Below are 22,923 nucleotides of genomic sequence, written 5' to 3'. Positions count from 1 at the left end.
GCCACCAACTCAGAAAACACTGCACCTGTGGCGAGGGGATTTATCCCCGCTGGGCTGCGCAGCAGCCCCAAAAAATTCAACAACATCAACCTGACATACCTTGTTGTCAGGTTGGGGGCCGCTGCGCGCCCCAGCGGGGATAAATCCCCTCGCCACAAGTGTTGTATCGAGCGGAAGGTGTCGGCATGAACACCCTCCCATACGCCTGGGCCAAGGCCCAGCGCCTGGTATTGCGCCAGTCCGGGGACGAGGCGGTGCTGATGGTCTGCCCATCCACGCCGGGCTGGTCGATCAGTGAAGTGCGTCGCCAGTTCGGCGAGGTCCGGCTGGAGCGGGTGCGTGACGAGGAACTCGACGGCCTGCTCAATACCGCCTACGCCGACACCGGCAGCGCCGCCGCCGTGGTCGGCGCGGCGGAAAACGAGGTGGACCTCGACCGGTTGATGCAGGACATTCCCGAGATTACCGACCTGCTGGACACCCAGGACGGCGCGCCGGTGATCCGCATGATCAACGCCTTGCTGACCCAGGCCGCCCGAGACGAGGCCAGCGACATCCACATCGAACCCTACGAGAGCCATTCGGTGGTGCGCTACCGGGTCGACGGTACGCTGCGTGACGTGGTCTCGCCGCGCAAAGCCTTGCACGGTGCGCTGGTGTCGCGGATCAAGATCATGGCCCAGCTCGACATCGCCGAAAAACGTCTGCCCCAGGACGGCCGTATCGCCCTGCGGGTAGCAGGACGGCCGATCGACATCCGGGTTTCCACCGTGCCCACTGGCCATGGCGAACGGGTGGTGATGCGCCTGCTGGACAAACAGGCCGGACGCTTGCAACTGGAGACTTTGGGGATGGACCCAGACGTGCTCGGCAAGCTCGACCACCTGATCCGCCAACCCCACGGCATTGTGTTGGTCACCGGCCCTACGGGCAGCGGCAAGACCACCAGCCTGTATGCCGCCCTGGCGCGGCTGGACGCCAGCGTGCACAACATCCTTACCGTCGAAGACCCGGTGGAATACGACCTGCCGGGCATCAGCCAGATCCAGGTCAATGCGAAAATCGACATGACCTTCGCCCTGGCCCTGCGGGCGATCCTGCGCCAGGACCCGGACATCATCATGATCGGTGAAATCCGCGACCTGGAGACCGCGCAAATTGCCGTGCAGGCCTCGCTCACCGGCCACCTGGTGTTGGCCACGTTGCACACCAACGACGCGGTATCGGCGATCAACCGCCTGATCGACATGGGCGTCGAACCCTTCCTGCTGGCCTCGTCGATGCTCGGCGTGCTGGCCCAGCGGCTGGTGCGCAGGCTTTGTCCGCACTGCAAACAAGCCGATCCGGCCACGCCTGGCACCTGGCGCCCGGTGGGGTGCCCGAGTTGCAACCAGACCGGCTACAGCGGCCGCACCGGCATTCATGAACTGTTCTGCATCGACGACGACATCCGCACGCTGATCCATCAAGGGGCAGGGGAGCAGGCACTGCGCGCCGCCGCCCGCCAGGCCGGCATGTTCAGCATGCGCGAAGACGGCGAACGCTGGGTGCGCAGCGGTGCCACCGCGCCTGAAGAAATCCTCCGCGTAACACGGGACGCCTGATGAACCGCTACCGTTTCGAAGCCGCCGACGCCCAGGGCAAGATCGAATCCGGGCACTTGGACGCCGACAGCCAGGGCGCCGTTTTCAACCTGCTGCGCAGTCGCGGGCTGACGGCGTTGCAGGTGCACCTCGAACGCAACACCGCGCAGGCCAACGGCGGCGGTCTGTTCAGTGCCAAGCTCTCGGACAACGACCTGGCCTGGGCCACCCGGCAACTGGCGAGCCTGCTCGGGGCGAGCCTGCCGCTGGAGGCCGCGCTGAGTGCGACGGTGGAGCAGGCGGAGCGCAAGCACATCGCCCAGACCCTCAGCGCGGTGCGCGCCGATGTGCGCAGCGGCATGCGCCTGGCCGAAGCCTTGGCGGCGCGGCCACGGGACTTTCCGGAGATCTACCGGGCGCTGATTGCCGCCGGTGAAGAGTCCGGCGACCTGGCCCAGGTGATGGAGCGGTTGGCGGACTACATCGAGGAGCGCAACAACCTGCGGGGCAAGATCCTCACGGCATTCATCTATCCCGGCGTGGTGGGGCTGGTGTCGGTCGCCATCGTGATTTTCCTGCTCAGCTACGTGGTCCCCCAGGTGGTCAGCGCGTTCTCCCAGGCCCGCCAGGACTTGCCTGGGCTGACCTTGGCGATGCTCACCGCCAGCGATTTCATTCGGGCCTGGGGCTGGCTGTGTTTTTGCGTGCTGGCCGGGGGCTTCTGGAGTTGGCGCCTGTACCTGCGCCAGCCGGCGGCGCGGTTGAACTGGCATGCGCGGGTACTGCGCCTGCCGCTGATCGGGCGATTTGTGCTGGGCCTCAACACCGCGCGTTTCGCCTCGACCCTGGCGATCCTCGGTGGCGCCGGAGTGCCCTTGTTGCGAGCACTGGAGGCTGCGCGCCAGACCCTCTCCAACGACCGCCTGAGCCTGAGCGTCAGCGATGCCACCGCAAAGGTCCGCGAAGGCGTCAACCTGGCGGCGGCGCTGCGGGTGGAAAAGGTCTTTCCGCCGGTACTGATCCACCTGATCGCCAGCGGCGAAAAGACCGGCTGCCTGCCACCCATGCTCGAACGCGCCGCGCAAACCCTGTCCCGCGACATCGAACGCCGCGCCATGGGCATGACCGCGCTGCTGGAGCCACTGATGATCGTGGTCATGGGCGGGGTGGTGCTGGTGATCGTCATGGCCGTGCTGCTGCCGATCATCGAGATCAATCAGTTGGTGCAGTAGCAAGGCGCGCACTAACCCGTGGCGAGGGAGCTTGCTCCCTCGCCACAACAGCTGCGAATATTTTTGCACTGCCACAACACCTCCCGTGTCATGCCCGCGCCAAACTCGGGTTCCTCGTTCTGTCATGTTTACCCGCCGCACGACCGCCTGCCGCCGACTTCGCTGGCAACCCTTGCCGTATCCCCGCAAAACCAGCCCGGACCCTCAACCCAGAGCCCTCGAACACCCGAGGAAAAAACTCGAAAAACAGCCCTCAGCTCCCGAGGTTTTTTCCTTTATCTGTCACCGGAAGCTGCGAATTTCTAACCCATGGCCTCACCCCATCGCCATCGGCACAGGACCGAGCGCCATGACGGCAAGCACGCGTCACCCAACCTACGTACGAACACGATGAAAGGAGATTCTTCATGTTTAAGCGCAACGTTCTCGCGGTATCCCTGACCCTCGCCGGCCTCTGCGCCGCTCAGGCCGCCATGGCTGATGTCAACGGCGGTGGTGCTACCTTGCCTCAGCCTCTGTACCAGACTTCCGGCGTTCTGACCGCTGGTTTTGCCCCCTACATCGGCGTGGGCAGCGGCAACGGCAAACTGGCTTTCCTGAACAACGACTACACCAAGTTCGTGGCTGGCAACACCAGCAAAAACGTGCACTGGGCTGGCAGCGATTCGAAGCTCAGCACCACTGAGCTGAACAACTACGTCACTGCCCACGGCGCTGCCTGGGGCCCACTGATCCAGGTACCTTCGGTTGCCACCTCGGTAGCCATTCCGTTCAACAAGACTGGCACTGCCAACGTTAACCTCAGCGTCGCTCAGTTGTGCGGCGTGTTCGCCGGCACACTGACTGACTGGAGCCAGATCACCGGTTCGGGCCGTACTGGCACGATCACTGTGGCTTACCGTGCAGAGAGCAGCGGTACCACGGAACTGTTCACCCGTTTCCTGAACGCCAAGTGCGGTACAAGTGTCCCAGGCACTTTCTCCGTCACCACCAACTTCGCTTCCAGCTACAGCGGTGGCCTGCCAGCCGGCGCTGTAGCCGCCACTGGTAGCCAGGCTGTGATGAATGCGGTGAACGCTGCCCAAGGCCGCATCACTTACATGAGCCCAGACTACGCCGCTACCACCCTGGCCGGTCTGGATGACGCCACCAAGGTTGCTCGCGTTGCCGGTGTTTCCCCAGCACCTGCCAACGTGTCGGCCGCCATTGGCTCCGTAGCCGTTCCAGCTGCTGCCAACCGCGCCAACCCGAACGCCTGGGTACCAGTGTTCGCTGCAGCTGCCAACCCTAACGATCCAAGCGTCGTGCCTTACCCTACTACCGGCTACCCGATCCTGGGCTTCACCAACGTGATCTTCAGCCAGTGCTATGCCGATGCTGCACAAACCACGCAGGTTCGTGACTTCTTCACCCGTCACTACAATGCTACTGCGGCCAGTAGCAACGATGCTGCCATCACTGCAAACCGCTTCGTGCCGCTGCCAGCGGCCTGGAAGCAAGCCGTTCGTAGCAGCTTCCTCACCAGCACCAACGCTCTCAGCATTGGTAACACCAACGTTTGCAACGGCATTGGTCGTCCGCTGTAACACCACGCCTGAGCGACACGCAACACCGATCAGCAACGGCGAAAGCCGTTGCTGATTTCTTTGTAGTTAACGGTTGTTGTTTCACACCCTTCAGCTGCGCTTACGGTCGATGCACTCGGGTAAGGCGCCGCTTCTCAAGACAGGAGTCTTGTCATGTTCAATCGTTTATCCAAGGCTGTTGCATTACTGTGCAGCGGTATATGCGCGCCGTTGGCAATGGCGGATGTCAACGGTGGCGGCGCTACCTTGCCCCAGCCGCTTTACCAAACGCCTGGCGTGTTGACGGCCGGTTTCGCTCCCTACATCGGTGTGGGTAGCGGCAATGGCAAACGGGCTTTCCTGAGCAATGACTACACCAGATTCGTGGCAGGCGACACCAGCAAGAACGTTCACTGGGCCGCCAGCGATTCGAAGCTCACGTCGACTGAGTTGAGCTACTACAACTCTACTCACAGTGCCACTTGGGGGCCATTGATCCAGGTGCCCTCGGCAGCGACCTCAGTTGCCATTCCGTTCAATAAGGCCGGCACCGCCAATGTCGATCTGAGCGTTAACCAACTGTGCGGGATCTTCTCCGGGCGCCTGACTGACTGGAGCCAGATCAACGGCTCTGGCCGTACCGGTCCAATCACTGTGGTTTACCGCGCCGAGAGCAGCGGAACCACGGAATTGTTCACCCGCTTCCTGCGCGCAAAGTGCGCGGAAACAGGCAGCTTCTCTGTCACCACCCACTTCGCCTCCAGCTACAGCGGCGGGCCGCCGGCCCGTGCGCTAGCGGCCGTTCATAGTGAAGGCGCCATGTATGCAATGAATGCGACTCAAGGTGCTATCACTTATATGAGCCCGGCGTATGCAGCATCGACCTTGGCTGGCCTGGATGACGCCACCAAGGTGGCCCGGGTTGCCGGTGTGTCTCCTGCGCCAGCGAATATTTCGGCAGCTATAGCCGCAATCGCTGTCCCTGCCACCGGTAATCGCTCGAATCCAAACGCCTGGGTGCCGGTATTCGGCGCAACTACCGACACATTTGACCCAAGCGTGGTGCCTTTCCCAACCACCGGCTACCCCATTCTTGGCTTCACCAACGTGATCTTCAGTCAGTGCTATGCCGATATCGGCCAGAGCGCACAGGTGCGTACCTTCTTTGCCCGTCACTACAACGCTTCCTCTGCCGTCAATCACGACGCGGCTATCAGCGCCAATCGTCTGCTGCCGTTACCGGTTGCCTGGAAAACCGCAATCCGCAACAGCTTCCTGACGGCTGCCGACACCTTGAGCATCGGTAACCCTAACGTATGCAATGGCATAGGTCGTCCGCTGTAAAACCATGCCGGGACCAACCCAGGATATCGATCAGCACGGCGCAGTCGTTGCTGATCCTTGCCCAACACCCGTACCGACACAGCCACATGAAATTTTCATGACAACCGTTCGGTCCCGAGCGGCTGTAACCGCCTATCCCCTATAACCAACGCTGGCAGCTTGACAGCACTGCGTTGCGCCCCCTTAGAGCGAACCCGAAAGGATGAGTAGGATGCTGCGCTGCAAACCCCAGACGAACCTGAATGCCCCACGTCGCGATGGCGAGTTGTCGATGTTGCGACTCAAGCCGCTGGCCCAGGCCATTGCCCTGTTGATGGTGGCCGGCAATGCCCACGCAGCGACGGCGTTCAGTTCGGCCTGGTTTGCTGCCAAGGGCGCGCCTCAGGCCGGCGGTGCGGGGCGACCTGCAACGGCGCAGCCAGGCATGCCGCCACCCTTGGCGCAACAGCAACGGGCCAATGCGCAGTTGCAGCGTTCGCTGACCAACCTCAACAACACCGTGGCCGCCATCGCGGCTCAGCAGGCGGCCCAGGCCGCGGGGCGCCAAGCCGCGTTCGGCCAGGTACAGGTCGTGCCTGACGGCTTGGGCGAGGGCGGGCTCAAGGTCGATAACAGCCTGACCCAGGGCTGGCTCAACGCCAAGGGACCGCAGCAGACCCAGGACGGCGGCAAGACTACCGTGAAGATCGAGCAGACCGCCGACAAGGCGATTCTCAACTGGGAAACCTTTAACGTCGGGCGCAACACCACGGTGGATTTCCAGCAGCAATCGGACTGGGCCGTGCTCAACCGGGTCAATGACCCACAGGCGCGAGCGAGCCAGATCCAGGGCCAGATCAAGGGCAACGGCACGGTGATGCTGGTTAACCGCAACGGCATCATTTTCAGCGGCAGCAGCCAGGTCAACGTGCGCAACCTGGCGGCGGTGGCGGCCAACATCAGCGATGAGCAATTTAGCAAGCGCGGCTTGTACGTCGATGCCACCGGCAGCCAACCGACCTTCACTGACGCGGCGGGCAAGGTCGAAGTGCAGCAGGGCGCACTGATCGAAACCCACCGCGCCGCTACTTCCACTGCGGGGGGCGGCTATGCCTTGCTGCTGGGTAGCGAAGTGGAGAACGCCGGCTCCATCATCACCGCCAAGGGCCAAACCACCCTGGCGGCAGGCGACAGCTTCTACATCCGGCGCGGCCAGGGAACCAGCGGCAACCTGCGTTCCACAACCCGTGGCAATGAGGTTGCGACCTCGCTCAAGCCGGGGAGCAGCGCCGGCACAGTGATCAACAGTGGCCTGATCCAGGCCAGCACCGGCGACATCACCCTCACCGGGCACACTGTGCAGCAAAACGGCGTGGCGGTGGCCAGCAGTTCGGTGGACACCCGCGGCACCGTACATTTGCTCAACGCCATCAGCGACAGCAGCGGCAGTGTGACCCTGGGGCAGGGCAGCGCCACCGCCGTGCTGCTCGATGCCGCGGGCGGCAGCGCGCTGGATAGCCAACGCAACGCCGGGCCGGCCGGCCTGGACGGCACGCCGAACAACCTGATCAGCGGCCAGTTCAACAACCTCAGCAGCGTGGTCGACCGCACCGACCAGTCACGGGTCGAGATCGTCAGTGGCGGCAGCGTCGACTTCCAGAACGGCTCCATCACCCTGGCCACCGGCGGCCAGGTTGCGGTCAGCGCGGCCGGTCGCAGCCTGGTGCGCGATGGCGCGGTGATCGACGTGTCCGGCGCCATCGGCGTCAAGGTGGCGATGGAGTCCAATTCCATCAAGGTCAACGTCCAGGGCAACGAACAACGGGATGCGCCGATCAACCGCGAAGGCGGTAAGTTGACCAACAACGATGTGTGGGTGGACGTGCGCGACCTGGTCTACGTCCCGGCGGGCACCAACGGCTACGCCACTGACCGCTGGTACACGGCGGGAGGTCTGTTGGAGGTTGGCGGTTATCTCGGCACCCGTGGGCACAGCGTCGGGGAGTGGGCGGCCCAGGGCGGTACCCTGACGTTCACTGGCAACGACGTGGTGACCCAGCAGGCGGCTCAGTTGAACCTGTCCGGCGGTACCCTGGATGTACAGAGTGGGTACTTGCGCCAATCCTGGCTCAAGGGCGCCAATGGTCGTCTGTATGAGCTGTCCAAGGCCCCGGGCGACATCCTCTACACCGGCATCTACAAGGGTTACGAAGACCACAGCCAGCGCTGGGGCCAGACCGATTACTACTACAACCCGCTCATTGCCCCTCGCGAACGTTTTGAAGCCGGCTACACCGTCGGCCGCGATGCCGGCAAGCTGGTGGTGTCGACCCGCAACGCCGTGCTGGACGGCCAGATCGTCGGCGAGGTCTACCAGGGCGAACGCCAGACCCTGGCGCCCAACCTCAACCTCGACGGCTACCAGCAATCGCAAAACGCCGTGGCCCGTCGGGCGCAATTATGGGTGGGCAACTACACGCCGATCTATGACAAGGCCAGTGGCGTGATCAACAGCGGCCTGAACCCCACCTTCGATCAGGTCACCCTTGGCAAGGTGAGCGACAAGCTTGCTGCGGGGCTGGACCTGACCTCGGCGGTCGGCACTGACCGGCAAGGCAAGCTGGTGCTGGACAATGCGATGCTCAATGGCTTCCAGCTCGGCGCGGTCAAGGTAGCGGCGGCTGAAGGCATCAAGGTCGACGGTGCACTCAAGGTCGCCGACGGCGGCGATATCACGCTCTATGCCCCGCAGGTCGAGGTGAATGCCGACCTGACGGCCCGCAGCGGTCGCATTGCCTTGGGTAACGTGCTCAAACAGGTCAGGACGGATAATTTCCAGATGGCAGACGTCACACTTTCACCCGCCACGGGACAGCGGGCGACGGTCACCTTGGGCGAAGGCATCAAGCTGAACACCGCCGGGCGCTGGAGCAATCTGCTGCTCGACGGCAACGACCGCCAAGGCCTGCCGTTCATCAACGGCGGCAGCGTGTCCGTGCGCAGCAGTGGCGATATTGATGTGCAGCAGGGCAGCCTGATTGACGTCAGCTCCGGTGCTGCCGTGATGGCCGATGGCAAGACTCGCGGCGGCAAGGGCGGTGACCTGACCTTGACCGCGAGTACCGGTGCATCGTCCGGTAACGGTGACTTGAACCTCGAAGGTGAACTGCGCGGTACCGGCGTGAGCGGCGGCGGGACCTTGAAGTTGGCGGCCAGCAAAGTGCTGATCGGCAACAGCGGCACCCCCCTCGAACCTGGCACTCTGCAACTGGGCGGCGATTTCTTCGACAAGGGTTTCTCCGCCTATGACATCACCGGCAACGAAGGCCTCACTGTGGCCGACGGGACCCGGGTCGATGTGACGATGCCGGTGTACCGTTTTGGTGAGCAGGCGTTGAACACCGGCAGCGACGCGGAGCCGGCCGCTGCCTTGCAGCGCTGGACGCCGGAGCTGTATCAGGAAGATGCGGTCAAAGGTGTCCTGACCCAGCGTCGTGCTGCGAGCCTGAGCCTCACCGCTGGCACCGCGAATTCCAGCGCCGCCGACATGGCGCGCACGGTATTGAGCTTGGGCAAGGGCAGTGTGATTACCGTTGATCCAGGCCAGGGCATCGATGTCCGGAGCAGCGGGCAATTGACCGCCAACGGCACGCTTAACGCCTGGGGCGGGCGGGTCAGCCTTACCGAGTTGAGCGTCGATGATGCGGTTCGCGATCAGGTCAATGCCCAGGGCCACGGTCGTTCCATCTGGCTGGGCGAGCAGGCGCTTATCGATGTATCGAGCCGGGCGATGACCGCTCAGGATATGCGCGGCCAGACCTATGGCCTGGTGCGCGACGGCGGGCAGATTGTCATCGGTGGCCAGATTGATGCCGCGAAAGGATCGACGTCTGCCTCCGAGCTGTTTGTGGTGGTGCGTGACGGTGCCCGTCTGCAAGCGGATGGCAGCCAGGCCGTGCTGGATGTCGCTGGCCAGGGGCGCACGTCAGTGGCGAGCAACGGCGGCAGCATTTCCCTGGCGTCGGCCAATGGCTTGTATCTGGACGGCGCATTAAGCGCCCGTTCGGGAGGTGCCGGGGCGGCGGGGGGCAGCCTGTCGGTGGCGCTGGAAACTCCCTACTACCTGAAAAGCGCAGTCGATGGCCGGGTGTTGAACGTGCGTGAACTGGTGTTGGAACAGGTAGCTCAGGCACATCGGCTTGGCGACACGGCTGAAACATCGGCGGATTCGCTGGTCTACGGACACGGTCGGCTAGGCGTCGATCAAGTCCAGGCTGGTGGTTTCGACAATTTGTCCTTGTTGAGCAACGGACTGATGAGCGTCGATGGCAACCTGTCGATGTCCCTCGGACAAAGCCTGAGCCTGTACGCCCGCAGCTTTGGATTGAGTGCAACCGCGCCAGCCAATACCCGGGTCGAGTTCAATGCACCCCATGTGTTGCTGTCTACTGCGACAGGGCTGGCGACCACTCGACCGAGTTTTGAGCCTTACACCCGGCCAGTGGTCGATGGTGGCGGGGTGTCTCTATTGGCGAACAAGGCAGTGTTTTCAGTCAACGCTGATCTGCTGGATGTGCAAGGCAATGTGATGTTCAGCAGCAAAGGCACAGTGAGGCAGGCCGATGGCAGCACAGTGGGAGTTGAGCGCGCAGGTTTCGATCAGGTCCAACTGAGCAGCCGGGGTGATTTGCGATTCCTGGCCGGGTTCTCGAGCGCCGATATGCCTACGGGTTTTACCACTCAGTTGCTGACCCCTTCGGATATGCTGTTGCAAGCGGCCCAGTTGTATCCGGCGACCGGGGTTGGGGCTCGGGTATTGGCGGGGTATGGGTGGGGCACATCTAACGGCACCTCTCTTTACGATCCGACGCGCAGCCTGGTTATCGGGCGAACCACCAAGGCCATACCACAAGTGCCTTATTCGGCATTCGGTCACTTGCAACTGGGCAGTGCGCAGATCGAGCAGGGTGGGGTCGTTCGGGCGCCGTTGGGATTAATTGAAATCGGCACCAATGACATCACTGGCGTCACTGCCCGGGTGGATTTGCTGCCCAACAGTCTCACTTCAGTCAGTGGCCTCGGTCTGGTGCTGCCTTATGGCGGTACCGTCGATGGTCAGAGTTATGAGTACGCGGGCAAGAAGGTGGTGTTCCTGGGGCAAGGGGCTATGCCGTCTGCCAACGGTGATCTGAACATCGGCGTAATTCTGGGCGGAAAGTCTGTAATGGCCCAGGAAGGCTCGGTACTCGATCTTTCCGGTGGCGGTGATCTGCTCGGCGCCGGTTTCATCTCCGGCCGTGGTGGTTCCACCGATGCGCGCTTCAACCCGCTGGTGCAAATCGGTGCCAACGGCGGCTTTACGTTGCCTGGCCTGTCCAGCAACCCGGTCTATGCCATTGTGCCGGGTAATCAGAGTGCATACGCGCCAGTGGCGCCCGAGGGCGGCGCCGTCGACCCGAGGGTTGGCCAGCAAATCACCATCGGTGCCGGTGTGCCGGGGCTGGCCGCGGGTACCTATACCCTGATGCCGTCCACCTATGCCTTGTTGCCTGGGGCGTTCCGGGTGGAGGTCAACGGCCTCGCGGGCCAGGGTTCCACGACGGGTGCGTTGCAGATGCGCAACGGCTCCTGGACCACCGCCGGGGTGCTGTCGGTGGTCAATACCGAGCAGCGCAACAGTCTGTCCAGCCAGGTCATCCTGACTTCGGGCGATGTGCTGCGTCGCTATTCGCAGTACAACGAAACCAGCTACGCCCAGTTCGCTGTAGCCGACGCCGCACGCCTGGGCGTGCCTCGGGCCCTATTGCCGGTGGACGCCAAGACCTTGAAGTTGAAGCTGGCCCCAGGGGCGGGAGACCAAGCGTTCTCCTTCAAGGGCATTGGTAAGTTCGCGCCTCAGAAAGGTGGCTACGGCGGCACTGTCACGGTAGTGGGTAATGTGGGGGGCGCGCTGGAGGTAGTGGCTGATGGACGCGGGGCTACGGCTGGCTTCGAGGGTGTGACACTCAATGCCGAAAGCCTCAATGCGTTGAACGCATCGCGTCAGGTGATTGGCGGCCAGTTCTATACGCTCTATGGTCAGGGCGGAAATTACATCACGCCGACATTTGCAGCGTCGTCCAGGGTGATCTTGCGTGAAGGCGCGACGCTAGCGGCACCGGAAGTTTTCCTGCTGGCCAACGGCGAGTTGTCGATGGAACAAGGCGCGGCCATCAGCACCATCGGCCGTGGCGCGGCGGCCTACGATGCCCGTGACGGTTTTGTCTATGACCTCAATGTGAACGGCCAGAATTTGAGCTTGCTGGCCGCCTCCAACGGCTTGCTCAACGTGCTGGCACCCTCATCGGGCAGCAACGGCACGATCAACATCGGTGGATGCAGCCTGACGCCCTGCAGTGGCGTCACCCGGATTCATTCCGAAGGCAGCATCGCCGCCGCTACCGGGGGCAGCCTGGAACTGGATGATGGAGTGCGCTATGGCACCCGCCACCTGACGCTGGCCCTGAGTAATATCAACGTCGGTACCTCCCCGGCATTGAGTGACGCAGCGGCGCGTAATGTCTTGCCGGCCGGTCTGACCCTGAGCCAGACGGTACTCGATCGCCTGTTGCGCGGGGACACCGAATACGGTGCCCCGGCCCTGGAAACTCTTGAACTGTCGGCTCGTGAGGCGTTGAACTTCTACGGCACTGTCAGTCTCGACACCTATGACTCGGCGACGGGCAAGTCGCGGTTGGCCAACCTGATGCTCAGCACCCCGGCCATTTATGGCGCAGGCGGTGCCAGCGACGTAGCGACCATCCGCACTGCCAACCTGATCTGGAACGGTGCCGTCGGCGCGCCGGGTTCGGTCATCGCCGGCGGGGCCGGCACCGGCGCCGGTCGCCTGGATATCCAGGCCCAGCGCATCGAGTTTGGCTACGGTGAATTCGCCCAGCCGAGCTCGGTCACTTCCCTGGCCCGTCTGGCCCTGGGCTTTGCCAACGTCAACTTCAGCGCCAGCGCGCGTCTGACCGCCAATCACAAAGGCAGCCTGGCGGTCTATCAGACCCAGGGTGCATACGACCCGAAAACAGGTTTCGCCTACAGCGGCGGCAACCTGAATATCCTCACTCCGTTGTTGACCGGGGAAGCCGGTTCGATCAACCGCATCAGCGCGGGTGGGGCGATCAACGTGGCGGGCGCGGGCGCCAAGCCGGGCGCTGTCTCCGGGCTCGGCGGCGAGCTATCTCTCAAGGGCGCGAGCGTCAATCTGGCCAGTGCGGTGGTGTTGCCGAGCGGCAAGCTCACCCTGAGCGCGACCCGCGACCTGACCCTGGCCGATGAGGCGCTGATCGATGTGGCGGGTCGCACGGTGACCTTCAACGATGTGACGCGCTACAGCGCCGGTGGCGAGGTGATTCTGCAAAGCCAGGACGGCGACATCCGCCAGGCCGATGGCTCGACCATCGACTTCTCGGCCCGCAACAACCAGGCCGGCCGACTCAGCGCCGTGGCGCTGGACGGGGCGGCGGGCGTGGTGGACCTGCAAGGGCGGATTCTCGGCAGCAGCACGGGCGAATACGACGCCGGCGGCACCGCCATGCCGTACCTGGCCGGCAGTGTGGAGATCCAGGCCCAGCGCCTGGACGACAGCGGCAGCCTCAGCGAGCAGTTCGCGGCGCTGAACCAGCGGTTGAACGATGGGCAGGTGTTCGGCGCCCGTGGGTTCCAGCTCAAGCAGGGCGACCTGGTGATCGGCAACGGGCTCAAGGCTTCGTCGATCAATGTGTCGGTGGATAATGGCAGCCTGTTGGTCAACGGTAAGGTGGACGCCAGCGGTGAGCGTGTTGGCAGTATTTATCTGGCCGCCGGCAATGCCCTGACCCTGGGCAGCACGGCGGTGCTTGATGCCCATGGCCGACGCCTGCGGGTGGACAGCTACGGCAAGATCATCGACTCACCGAACCGCGCCATCGTGGACCTGACCGCGCGGCAAGGGCTGCTGACCCTGGGCAATGGTGCCCGTATCGACCTGCGCCATGGCACCGAGGTGGCGCTGGGCAGTAAGCCGGGCATGAATGACGGTCGCGCCCGCGGCACATTGCAACTCAACGCACCACGACTGGGCGGGGTTTCAGGCGGCGACGTGGCAATCGATGCCAGCGGCGCCGTGGATGTCCAAGGCGCCCGTTCGATCGCGCTGGTGGCCATGTGGCAATACGACGATGCACCGCTGGTCAACGTACCGGCAGCCAGCGGCAAGCCTTATCAGGTCATCAATCAAGCGTGGCTGGATGATGTGCATGACGACAACACCGCGTTCATCACTCAGGCCCACGACAACGACGATCTGTTGCAGCGCAAACTCGCCGGACTGAACAACAGCCGCTATCGCGATGTATTCCATCTGCGCCCTGGTGTGGAGGTGGTGAGCGCGACGGCCGATGGCGACCTGGTGGTCCAAGGCGACCTGGACCTGTCGCGCTATCGCTATGAGAGCCTCAATCCGCATAACCAACTGGACAATGTCTATGGCTCCGGCGAATCCGCGAGCCTGACGTTGCGCGCCGGGGGTGATCTGAATATCTATGGCAGCATCACCGACGGTTTCGCCCAGCCGCCGGCCAGCAACGACGACAAGGGCTGGGTGCTGTTGCCGGGTATTGATTTTGCGGCGGGCGATATCGTCGTGCCCGGTACCGGCGTGACCCTGGCGGAGGACACGGCGTTTCCGGCCGGCTCGGTGCTCAACTTCGACGTGCCGCTCAAGGGCGCCACTCTGGCGGCGGGGACGCGGCTGCCGGTAGCCGCGACGCTTGATCAACCTTTAGTACTGCCGGCGGGCACGGTGCTTGCCGCGGCGGTGCATGACGCCTTGGGTAATCTGTTGTTCGCCGCCGGCACTTTGTTGGCTTCGACTCAGACCCTTGATGCGGGCACAGTGCTGGGGGCTGGGAGCCTGCTGGGCAGCAGCGCAACCATTGGCAGCCTGATCTGGCCTAAAGGCGTTGCACTGCCAGGCATTGCGGACGCGACCCATGGCTTGACCAACGTCGTGCGTCTCAGCGGTCCCCTGGCATTGAATGTCGGTTCGAAAATTCCTTCAGGTACCGACATCAAGCTGCCGGCGGGTGTCGAGTCGGTGCAGTTGCGTCCGGAAGTGGCGGGCAGCAACTGGGCTATTGCGCCAATGCTGGCCGAGGGGTCGCAGTCCTGGTCGTTGCGCCTGGTGGCGGGTGCCGACACGCAGGCGGCGGACAGCCGGGTCGTGAAGCCTGTGACGGCTGGCGGGGATCTTCATTTGGCGGATAGTCATTACGGTATGTTTGGTGTGCCTAAGGTTGGCGAGATGTTGTGGACCGAAGCAGGGTCATTGGATTTTTTTGGCGACACCAGCATGGCAGGCCAACCGATTGACTTCGAGGCGATTGGTTACCCAGGGCTATGTACTGATTTACCGGATTTTTGTAAGGCCAGCAGTGGATATATCTGGACTGAAGTAGGGGCTATCGAATGGGGGGACCCGAGTCTCGCCGGCCAACCGATTGATTTTGGTGCCATCGGGTATCCGGAATTGTGTACCGACAATCCCTCTTATTGCCAAGCAGTCGGACAAGCCGATTACAAAGCTGGCAGTCAACGCTGGAGCGTGATTCGTACCGGAGCAGCAGACCTTGAGCTGTTCTCGGCAGGCGATCTGAAAATGGATTCGCTATACGGCGTCTATACCGCCGGTAGCTCGGCGAGCACGACTTTTGCCAATGATCCTTACAACCAGCCCAAGGCGCTGGGGGCAGCGGATAAGGTGCTTAACGATTCACTCGGTGAAAACGAGCAATTTGTCGATGGCGGTAGCAACAGTCTTTACCGCGCCTGGTACCCGGATTTTGGCGGCAACCTGACTCTGAATGTTGGCGGTAGCCTGACCGGCAATACAATGGACGTGGTGACTAGCAGCGGTAATACGCGACCCAATCCCGGCGATTTGGGTTATGACACTGCGAATGTCGGAAACTGGCTGTGGCGCCAAGGCAACGGTTCGGTTTATACCGGTACCCAGGCACAACCCACTGCCTGGTGGATCAATTTCGGGAGTTATACCGCAGCACAGGATGGCAAGGCTGACTTGATGGTTGGATTTACGGGGTTTGGTACCTTGGGCGGCGGTAACCTGAATGTCCAGGTCGCGGGCGATGCCGGGGTGATCGATCAGATGGCAGGGAGTCGTCTTGAGACTCGCGGCAACGGTCGCAGTCAAGGATTGGTGCTTGCCGTAGGCAGTACCGGGCGTGTGGGTGCCGATGGCAGTCTGCAATTGACCGGCGGCGGCGATCTCAATCTGCATGTGGGCGGTGCTTTGAATCCCGGGAGTTTGTTCGTGGACGGGCATCTCAACGGTGCGGTCATCAACCTGCGAGGTCACGCACAGATCGATAGCGGTGCCCTCGGTCGTATTGACCTTCAATACGGTAACGCTACCTCGGCGCAATCCCCAGGAGAAACGCGGGCCTACGATTCCTTCAAGTCCACACGAGGATTCGCTACCGGTGGCCTGACCCTCATGCCGGGCGATGCCACCTTCGATTTGACAACGTCGGGCGACCTTGTCGTGATGGATGTTGCCGACCCGGGCCGGGCGCCGATGATGAGCGCCTCTCGCTTCAAGGAGGGTGACAGTAACGGATCGGGATTGAGCTGGTTCACGCTATGGACGGCCAATACTGCGATCGACTTGTGGTCGTCCGGAGGTAACCTGACGCCGTTCACCTCCAGTACCGCAACGGATCTGGCGGTGGTCTACCCGTCTATCCTCAGAGCGGTGGCGGCCGGTGGCAGCCTTTATTATGGGAAGTCTTCAGCGGTATATGAAGCAGGCTACAGCGGAGATAATCGCCCAGCCCTGCTGCTTGCTCCCGGCATCAATAGCGAATTGCAATTCCTCGCCGGCGATTCCATTTACGGCGGCGACATGTCGGTCAGTCGTTCCGGTGCCGCATCGACCGCTTTGGCGACGCCATTGCGGCCAGCCTATGTCGCTTCTGTCGATAACGGCATCAGTATCAAAGTCAGCAATCTTTCGGCCGACGGTAATCCCGTGCGCCTTAGTTCGAACATGCTGCCGCTGCTTGCCTTCGACACCAGCAGCGCTTCCAGCGAATGGGCCCTCAATGCCGATCCTGCTCGCTTCTATGCACTTGAAGGCGATTTGCTGGCAGTCACTACCGGGCGGTCAATGACCTCGGTTTCCACGGCCAGATGGCCGGGGCGAATTGCCTATGAAGGCGCTGGAGCTGTCCGGATGATGGCTGGGCGAGATATCGTCAGCAGCGGGATACCGCTGACCGGATCGCGCAGTGATAACGCCGAAGCGGGGGACTACACCAGCGCCGGCAACCTCTTCATCCACAACAACCCCACCGACATCTCAATCGTTTCAGCCGGGCGCGACATCCTCTACAGCAGCTTCAACGTCGCCGGCCCCGGCTTGCTGGAGATCACTGCCGGGCGCAACATCCTGATGGACGACAAGGTCAGCATCACCAGCATTGGCGCGGTGGTGCCGGGTGATTCGCGCCCTGGCGCAAGCCTGGTGCTGCAAGCCGGCGCCGGCCTCGACGGTGCGGATTACCAGCGCTTCGTCAAGGCCTACCTGGACCCGGCGAACCAGGCCCTGGCCGGTGTGCCCCTGGCGGACCAGGATGGCAAGGTCGCCAAGACCTACGAAGCGGAGCTGGTGAAGTGGCTCAAGGAACGCTTCGGCTTCAGCGGCGATACCGAGCAGGCCCGCAACTTCTTCGCTGCATTGCCGGCCGAGCAGCAGCGGGTGTTTGCCCGCGACGTGTACTTCGCCGAGCTCAAGGCCGGTGGTCGTGAGTACAACGAAGTCGGCGGCGTGCGCCAGGGCAGCTACCTGCGCGGACGAGAGGCGATCGAGCTGTTGTTCCCGACCAAGGATGTGGCGGGCAATGCGATCACCTACAAGGGCGACATCACCATGTTTGGCGGGGCAGGGGTGCACACCGATTTTGGTGGCGGCATCCAGATGCTCACTCCCGGTGGCGGGCAGACGTTCGGCATCGAAGGCAACGCGCCGCCGTCCACCGCCGGGGTCATCACCCAGGGTGAGGGCGATATCCAGTTGTATGCGAAGAACAGCATCCTGCTGGGGCAGAGCCGGATCATGACCACTTTTGGTGGTTCGATCCTCAGTTGGTCGGCTCAGGGTGATATCAACGCCGGTCGTGGTTCGAAGACCACCGTGGTCTACACGCCGCCCAAGCGCCTGTACGACACCTGGGGCAACGTGACCCTGTCGCCGTCGGTGCCGAGCACCGGCGCCGGCATCGCCACTCTCAACCCGATTCCAGAGGTAGCGCCGGGGGATATCGACCTGATCGCGCCGTTGGGCACCATCGATGCGGGCGAGGCGGGGATCCGCGTGTCAGGTAACGTCAACATTGCCGCGTTGACGGTGGTCAACGCGGCCAACATCCAGACCCAGGGCAAATCCACCGGCGTGCCGTTGGCGGCTTCGGTGAACACCGGGGCGATCACCTCGGCCAGTTCGGCGGCGTCCTCGGCCACGCAAGCGGCGGAAGACGTAGCGCGCCAGCAGCAGAACGCAGCGCGGCAGAACCAGGCCTCGGTGTTTACCGTGCAGGTGGTGAGTTTCGGCTCCGAGCAACTGGCGCCTTCGCGTGATGGCGCCAGCCGTGAGGCGCCACGTACCTATGATCCGGCCAGTCCGGTGCAGGTGCTGGGTGCCGGGCCGTTGGACGAGCAGGCGCGGCAGCGGCTGACCGATGAGGAGCGGGGGCGGTTGAGCTTGTAGTGCCTGGCTTGGAACCGAGTTGCCGCCTTCGCGAGCAGGCTCGCTCCTACAGGGTAGTTGGACACTCAGCTACCCTTGTGGCGAGGGGATTTATCCCCGCTGGGCTGCGTAGCGGCCCCCAACCAGACAACTCGGTGTGCCAGTAAGATCAAGGTCCTTGCTTTGGGGCCGCTGCGCAGCCCAACGGGGATAAATCCCCTCGCCACAGCTGCGGCGCTCTCTCAAATGAAGCTTTCATGACAAAAGTTCGGTAGCACATCGCCATTCCCGTCATGCCTGTGTGACGTGTTCGAGGGGGCCTTTCAGGTCGTTTGGAGCCGGGGCGCGAAGCCGGGAGTGAGGCGATGGGGACTATGGAACGTTATTCGAAAGTGGGCATGCAGGAGCTGGACCAGCGGCTGTCGAAGATCGTCGAGGCGGCGCGCAAGCAGCCGGTCTCGGTGTATCGCTACGGTGCGCCGTGGGTCTGGATCGTTTCCCAGGATGACTGGCAGGGCGCGCTCAAGGAAGTGTCCAGCTACATCCCCCAGGGCCACTCCCTGGTGCTGTTACGGCCACAGATCGACGACTTGCTGGCCGAACACCGCGACGTGCTGCAGGGCCTCAACGCCGATGCCGGCATGCTCATCGCGCCGCAGACGGCCATGCACATCCTGCTGCTGCAACTGCTCTATTCGGTGCCCAGCGAGCAGCAACTCTACGAACAACTCAATTACAACCTGCTGTTCCGCTGGTTCGTCGGCCTGGACCTGAACCAGAAGGTCTGGAGCTTCAACGTGCTGAGCAAGGACCTCGCCACGCTGCTGGGCGATGCGCGGGCGGTGCGGCTTATCCAGAAAATCATCGGTGAAGTGTTCTGTGGCGCCTTGCTGCAAATGCCCGAGTTCTCCTTGAACTTTGCGCTGCTGCACACCTGGCTGGCCCGGCACGCCACGACATCGACCGCAAGCAATTGAGCCGTACTTTGAATTCAGGGGGTTGTGTGGAGCATTTTTTCAAATCGCGGCCGGCGCTGTGGGGCTGGCTGCTGTTGGCGGTCGGGGGGCCGTCGGCATTCGCGGCAGAAGGAGCGCCGGAAGCCGAAGCGGCGCCGGCTCGCCTGGTGGACGTCAACGAGTACTTCGTGCGCGGCAACACTGTGCTGGATGCTCGCGCGATCGAGGAAGCGGTGTATCCGTTCCTTGGCCCGCAAAAGACTCTGAATGACATCGAAGGCGCCCGCGAAGCCCTGCAAAAGGTCTATCAGGCTCGCGGTTACCAATCGGTGTTCGTCGAGTTGCCGGAGCAGAAAGTCGAAGACGGCATCGTCTACCTGCAAGTCAGCGAGACCAAGATCGGCCGCGTGCGGGTGGTCGGTGCCAAGCACTATTCGCCGGTGGAAATCCGCGAAGATGTGCCGGCGCTCAAGGAAGGCGAGGTGCCGGACTTCGCCCAGGTCCAGACCGAGCTGGCGCAGTTGAACAAGACCCCGGGACGCCAGGTCATGCCGCTGGTGCGCGAAGGCCAGCGGCCGGGCACCATGGACGTGGATTTGCAGGTCGAGGACCAGGATCCCTGGCAAGCCAGCCTGGGCCTGAACAACGACTACAGCGCCGATACCGAGAAGCTGCGCACGGTCGCCAGCCTCGGCTACAACAACCTCTGGCAACTGGGCCACAGCATTTCGCTGACCTTCTTCACCGCGCCCCAGGACACCGAAAACGCCAAGGTCTGGTCGGGTTCCTACACCGCGCCGCTGAGCGAGCGCTGGAGCGTGCAGTTCTCCGGCTACCAGTCCGACAGCAACGTGGCGACCGTCGGCGGCAGCAATGTGTTGGGCAAGGGCCATTCCTACGGCGTGTCGGCGATCTACAGCCTGCCGTCCAGTGGCGCATGGGCCAACAGCTTTTCGGTCGGGGTGGATTTCAAGGACTTCGACGAAGAGCTCAACCTGGGCGGCGCCAGCGACAAGGCACCGCTCAAGTACGCGCCGTTCACCTTCGCCTACAACGGTTTCCGCTACACCGAAACCAGTCAGTTGGGCCTGGGCCTGAGCCTGGTGGCAGGCACCCGTAGCCTGCTGGGTTATGGCAGCGACGACGAGGAGTTCGACTACAAGCGCTACCGCGCCAGCCCAAGCTTTGCGGTGCTCAAGGGCGACGGCAATTACACCTTCACGTTTGGCAACGACTGGCAGACCGCCTCGAAGGCCGCCTTCCAGCTGGCCTCCGGGCCGCTGGTCTCCAACGAACAGTTCTCCGCCGGCGGTGCCACGTCGGTTCGCGGCTACCTGGCCGCCGAGCGCACCGCTGACGACGGCTACCTGTTGTCCCAGGAGCTGCGCACGCCGTCGCTGGCCAAGTTTCTCGGCAGCTATGTCCAGGAGTGGCGCTTCTATGCCTTCGCCGAGGGTGCGCAGCTGTACCTGCGCGACGAACTGCCCGACCAGGATCCCGACTACAGCCTCGCCAGCGTCGGCCTCGGCACCCGCGCAAGCCTGAGCAAATGGCTGTCCGGGAGCCTCGATTGGGGCTTTCCGCTGCTCGACGGGCCGAACACCACGAAACAGGAATCGCGCCTGCACTTCAACCTGCAAGCGACGTTTTGAACCCAGGAGTCATGTCCATGCAACGCTTATTCATACCGCTGTTGATCTGCCTGGGGCTGCTGCTTCCGGCGACCGCCAACGCCTGGTGGCAGGACGATTGGCACTACCGCAAACAGATTTCGGTGGACACCACGCCGCAAGGCGCGGCCATCGCCCAGGCCTTGGGCCGCACGGCGTTGCTGGTGCGCCTGCACACCGGCAACTTCACCTTCGACGGGGTCAAGGAGGATGGTTCGGACCTGCGCTTCGTCAGTGCCGACGACAAGACCGTGCTCAATCACCAGATCGAGAGTTTTGATCCGCTGATGGGCATGGCCCTGATCTGGGTCGATGTGCCGAACGTGGAGGGTGGCCAGCGCCAGGATCTGTGGATGTACTACGGCAACCAGAAAGCCCCGGCCACCGCCAGCGGCCAACTGGCCTTCGATCCGGACTACACCGCGCTGTATCACTTCGATGGCGCCACCGGCATACCACCCCGGGACACCACGGCTTACGGCAACAACGCCCAGGGCGCGGCGGGCGTGAGCATCGACGGCGTGATCGGCCGGGCCCTGCAGTTCAACGGCCAGCCACTGTTGCTACCGGCCAGCCCGTCGCTGCAACACACCGCTGGGGCCGCGTTCACCTTCAGCACCTGGCTGCGCCAGGACCAGGCCAGCGGCGAGCAAATCGTCCTGGCCCGTCGCGAAGCTGCCGCCAGTCTGTTGGTTGGGGTCAACCAAGGGGTGCCGTTCGTAGCGATCAATGATCAGCGTGCGGTCTCGACCCAGCCGCTGAACCCCGGCCAATGGCAGCACTTGGCATTGACCGCCTCGGGTGATCGAGTCGTGCTGTACGTCAACGGCCGCGAAACCGCGAGCCTGGCGCTGGCGATGCCGGCGTTCAATTCGCCGATCGCCTTGGGAGCAGACGTTGCCGCCGGCACCTTCGCGCCGTTCAGCGGGGCCATGGACGAGGCGCGCCTGTCCAAGGTCGCCCGGCCCGCGCCGCTGCTCCTGGCCGATGCCAACGCCCAGGGCGCCGAATCGAAACTGGTGGCCTACGGTGTCGATGAAGAACAATCCGGCTTCGGTTTTGGCAGCCTCGGTTTCCTGCTCAACGCCGTGCCGCTGGACGCCTGGGTAATCATCGCCGTGCTGGTGCTGATGATGTTCCAGTCGTGGGTCATCATGATCCGCAAGAACCGCATGGTCAGTCGTCTCAGTGCCGCCAACGAAGCGTTCCGCGAGCAGTTCGCCCGGATCGGCACGCGCCTGGAAATGTTCGCCGACGACCAGGAACTTGCCCAGCGCCTGCAACACTCGTCCCTCTGGCGCCTGTACCTGGTGGCGGTCAAGGAGATCCGTACCCGCCGCGAGCAGGGCGCCGACACCTCGACCGTCTCGGCCGCCACTATCGAGGCGATCCGCTGTTCCATGGACGGCGTGCGCACCCGCGAAAACCAGGCGCTGAGTTCGAAACTTTCGACCCTGTCCAACGCCATCGCCGGCGGCCCGTACATCGGCCTGCTCGGCACCGTGCTGGGGATCATGGTGGTGTTCCTTGGCACGGCCATGGCGGGTGACGTCAACATCAACGCCATCGCCCCAGGCATGGCCGCCGCGTTGCTGGCCACCGCCATGGGCCTGTTCGTCGCGATCCCGGCGCTGTTTGGCTACAACCGCCTGATCACCCGCAACAAGGAAGTCAGCGCCGACATGCGGGTGTTCGTCGACGAGTTCATCACACGCCTGGCGGAGATGCACGGCGAAGGCCAGTCCGGTGAAGCGGCTCATCGCCGAGACCATCACGTCCAATCGTCCGTACCGGCCTGAGG

The 22,923-nt window shown here is 63.2% G+C and carries 8 protein-coding genes; all 8 read left to right on the top strand.

Translation table 11 applies throughout. The features are described from left to right. The first annotated feature begins 185 nt into the window (after positions 1 to 185). The 8 genes from gspE to PSH78_RS13185 all read left to right on the top strand — a co-directional run bounded on the left by gspE (position 186) and on the right by PSH78_RS13185 (position 22,921). Complete coding sequence (gspE, locus tag PSH78_RS13220; protein ID WP_305501105.1) at positions 186 to 1,604, top strand: type II secretion system ATPase GspE; 1,419 nt, start codon at positions 186 to 188, stop codon at positions 1,602 to 1,604. Continuing rightward, a complete protein-coding gene (gspF, locus tag PSH78_RS13215; RefSeq protein WP_305501103.1) occupies positions 1,604 to 2,815 on the top strand; it encodes a type II secretion system inner membrane protein GspF in 1,212 nt (403 codons plus the stop codon). The genes gspE and gspF overlap by 1 nt, the downstream gene beginning before the upstream one ends. A gap of 407 nt (positions 2,816 to 3,222) precedes the next feature. Then, positions 3,223 to 4,401 carry a substrate-binding domain-containing protein gene (locus PSH78_RS13210; protein ID WP_305501101.1) on the top strand — a complete coding sequence of 393 codons (1,179 nt, stop codon included), beginning with the start codon at positions 3,223 to 3,225 and terminating at the stop codon, positions 4,399 to 4,401. A 153-nt stretch (positions 4,402 to 4,554) separates the two neighbouring features. Beyond that, the gene (locus PSH78_RS13205) at positions 4,555 to 5,724 is read left to right on the top strand and encodes a substrate-binding domain-containing protein (protein ID WP_305501099.1); all 1,170 of its coding nucleotides are present in this window, start codon (positions 4,555 to 4,557) and stop codon (positions 5,722 to 5,724) included. A gap of 211 nt (positions 5,725 to 5,935) precedes the next feature. Next, positions 5,936 to 18,517: a filamentous hemagglutinin family protein gene (locus PSH78_RS13200; protein ID WP_305501097.1), complete on the top strand. Its 12,582-nt coding sequence runs from the start codon at positions 5,936 to 5,938 to the stop codon at positions 18,515 to 18,517. A 353-nt stretch (positions 18,518 to 18,870) separates the two neighbouring features. Further along, positions 18,871 to 19,473: a transposase gene (locus PSH78_RS26635; protein WP_370871120.1), complete on the top strand. Its 603-nt coding sequence runs from the start codon at positions 18,871 to 18,873 to the stop codon at positions 19,471 to 19,473. A gap of 26 nt (positions 19,474 to 19,499) precedes the next feature. Beyond that, positions 19,500 to 21,104 carry a ShlB/FhaC/HecB family hemolysin secretion/activation protein gene (locus PSH78_RS13190; protein ID WP_305501095.1) on the top strand — a complete coding sequence of 535 codons (1,605 nt, stop codon included), beginning with the start codon at positions 19,500 to 19,502 and terminating at the stop codon, positions 21,102 to 21,104. Between the two features lie 17 nt (positions 21,105 to 21,121). Beyond that, positions 21,122 to 22,921 (top strand): DUF2341 domain-containing protein, encoded by a 1,800-nt coding sequence (locus PSH78_RS13185; protein ID WP_305501093.1) that lies wholly within the window; start codon positions 21,122 to 21,124, stop codon positions 22,919 to 22,921. The last annotated feature ends 2 nt before the right edge of the window (positions 22,922 to 22,923 follow it).

This window comes from Pseudomonas sp. FP198, assembly GCF_030687895.1.
Taxonomy (GTDB): domain Bacteria; phylum Pseudomonadota; class Gammaproteobacteria; order Pseudomonadales; family Pseudomonadaceae; genus Aquipseudomonas.
The sequence above is the reverse complement of the archived record's forward strand: the minus strand, read 5'-3'. Positions and strand labels throughout refer to the sequence as shown.

Bases quoted from the DNA above. Each gene is read 5' to 3' on its own strand.
- gspE (WP_305501105.1), top strand. From the start codon at position 186: ATGAACACCCTCCCATACGCCTGGGCCAAGGCCCAGCGCCTGGTATTG.
- gspF (WP_305501103.1), top strand. From the start codon at position 1,604: ATGAACCGCTACCGTTTCGAAGCCGCCGACGCCCAGGGCAAGATCGAA.
- PSH78_RS13210 (WP_305501101.1), top strand. From the start codon at position 3,223: ATGTTTAAGCGCAACGTTCTCGCGGTATCCCTGACCCTCGCCGGCCTC.
- PSH78_RS13205 (WP_305501099.1), top strand. From the start codon at position 4,555: ATGTTCAATCGTTTATCCAAGGCTGTTGCATTACTGTGCAGCGGTATA.
- PSH78_RS13200 (WP_305501097.1), top strand. From the start codon at position 5,936: ATGCTGCGCTGCAAACCCCAGACGAACCTGAATGCCCCACGTCGCGAT.
- PSH78_RS26635 (WP_370871120.1), top strand. From the start codon at position 18,871: ATGGAACGTTATTCGAAAGTGGGCATGCAGGAGCTGGACCAGCGGCTG.
- PSH78_RS13185 (WP_305501093.1), top strand. From the start codon at position 21,122: ATGCAACGCTTATTCATACCGCTGTTGATCTGCCTGGGGCTGCTGCTT.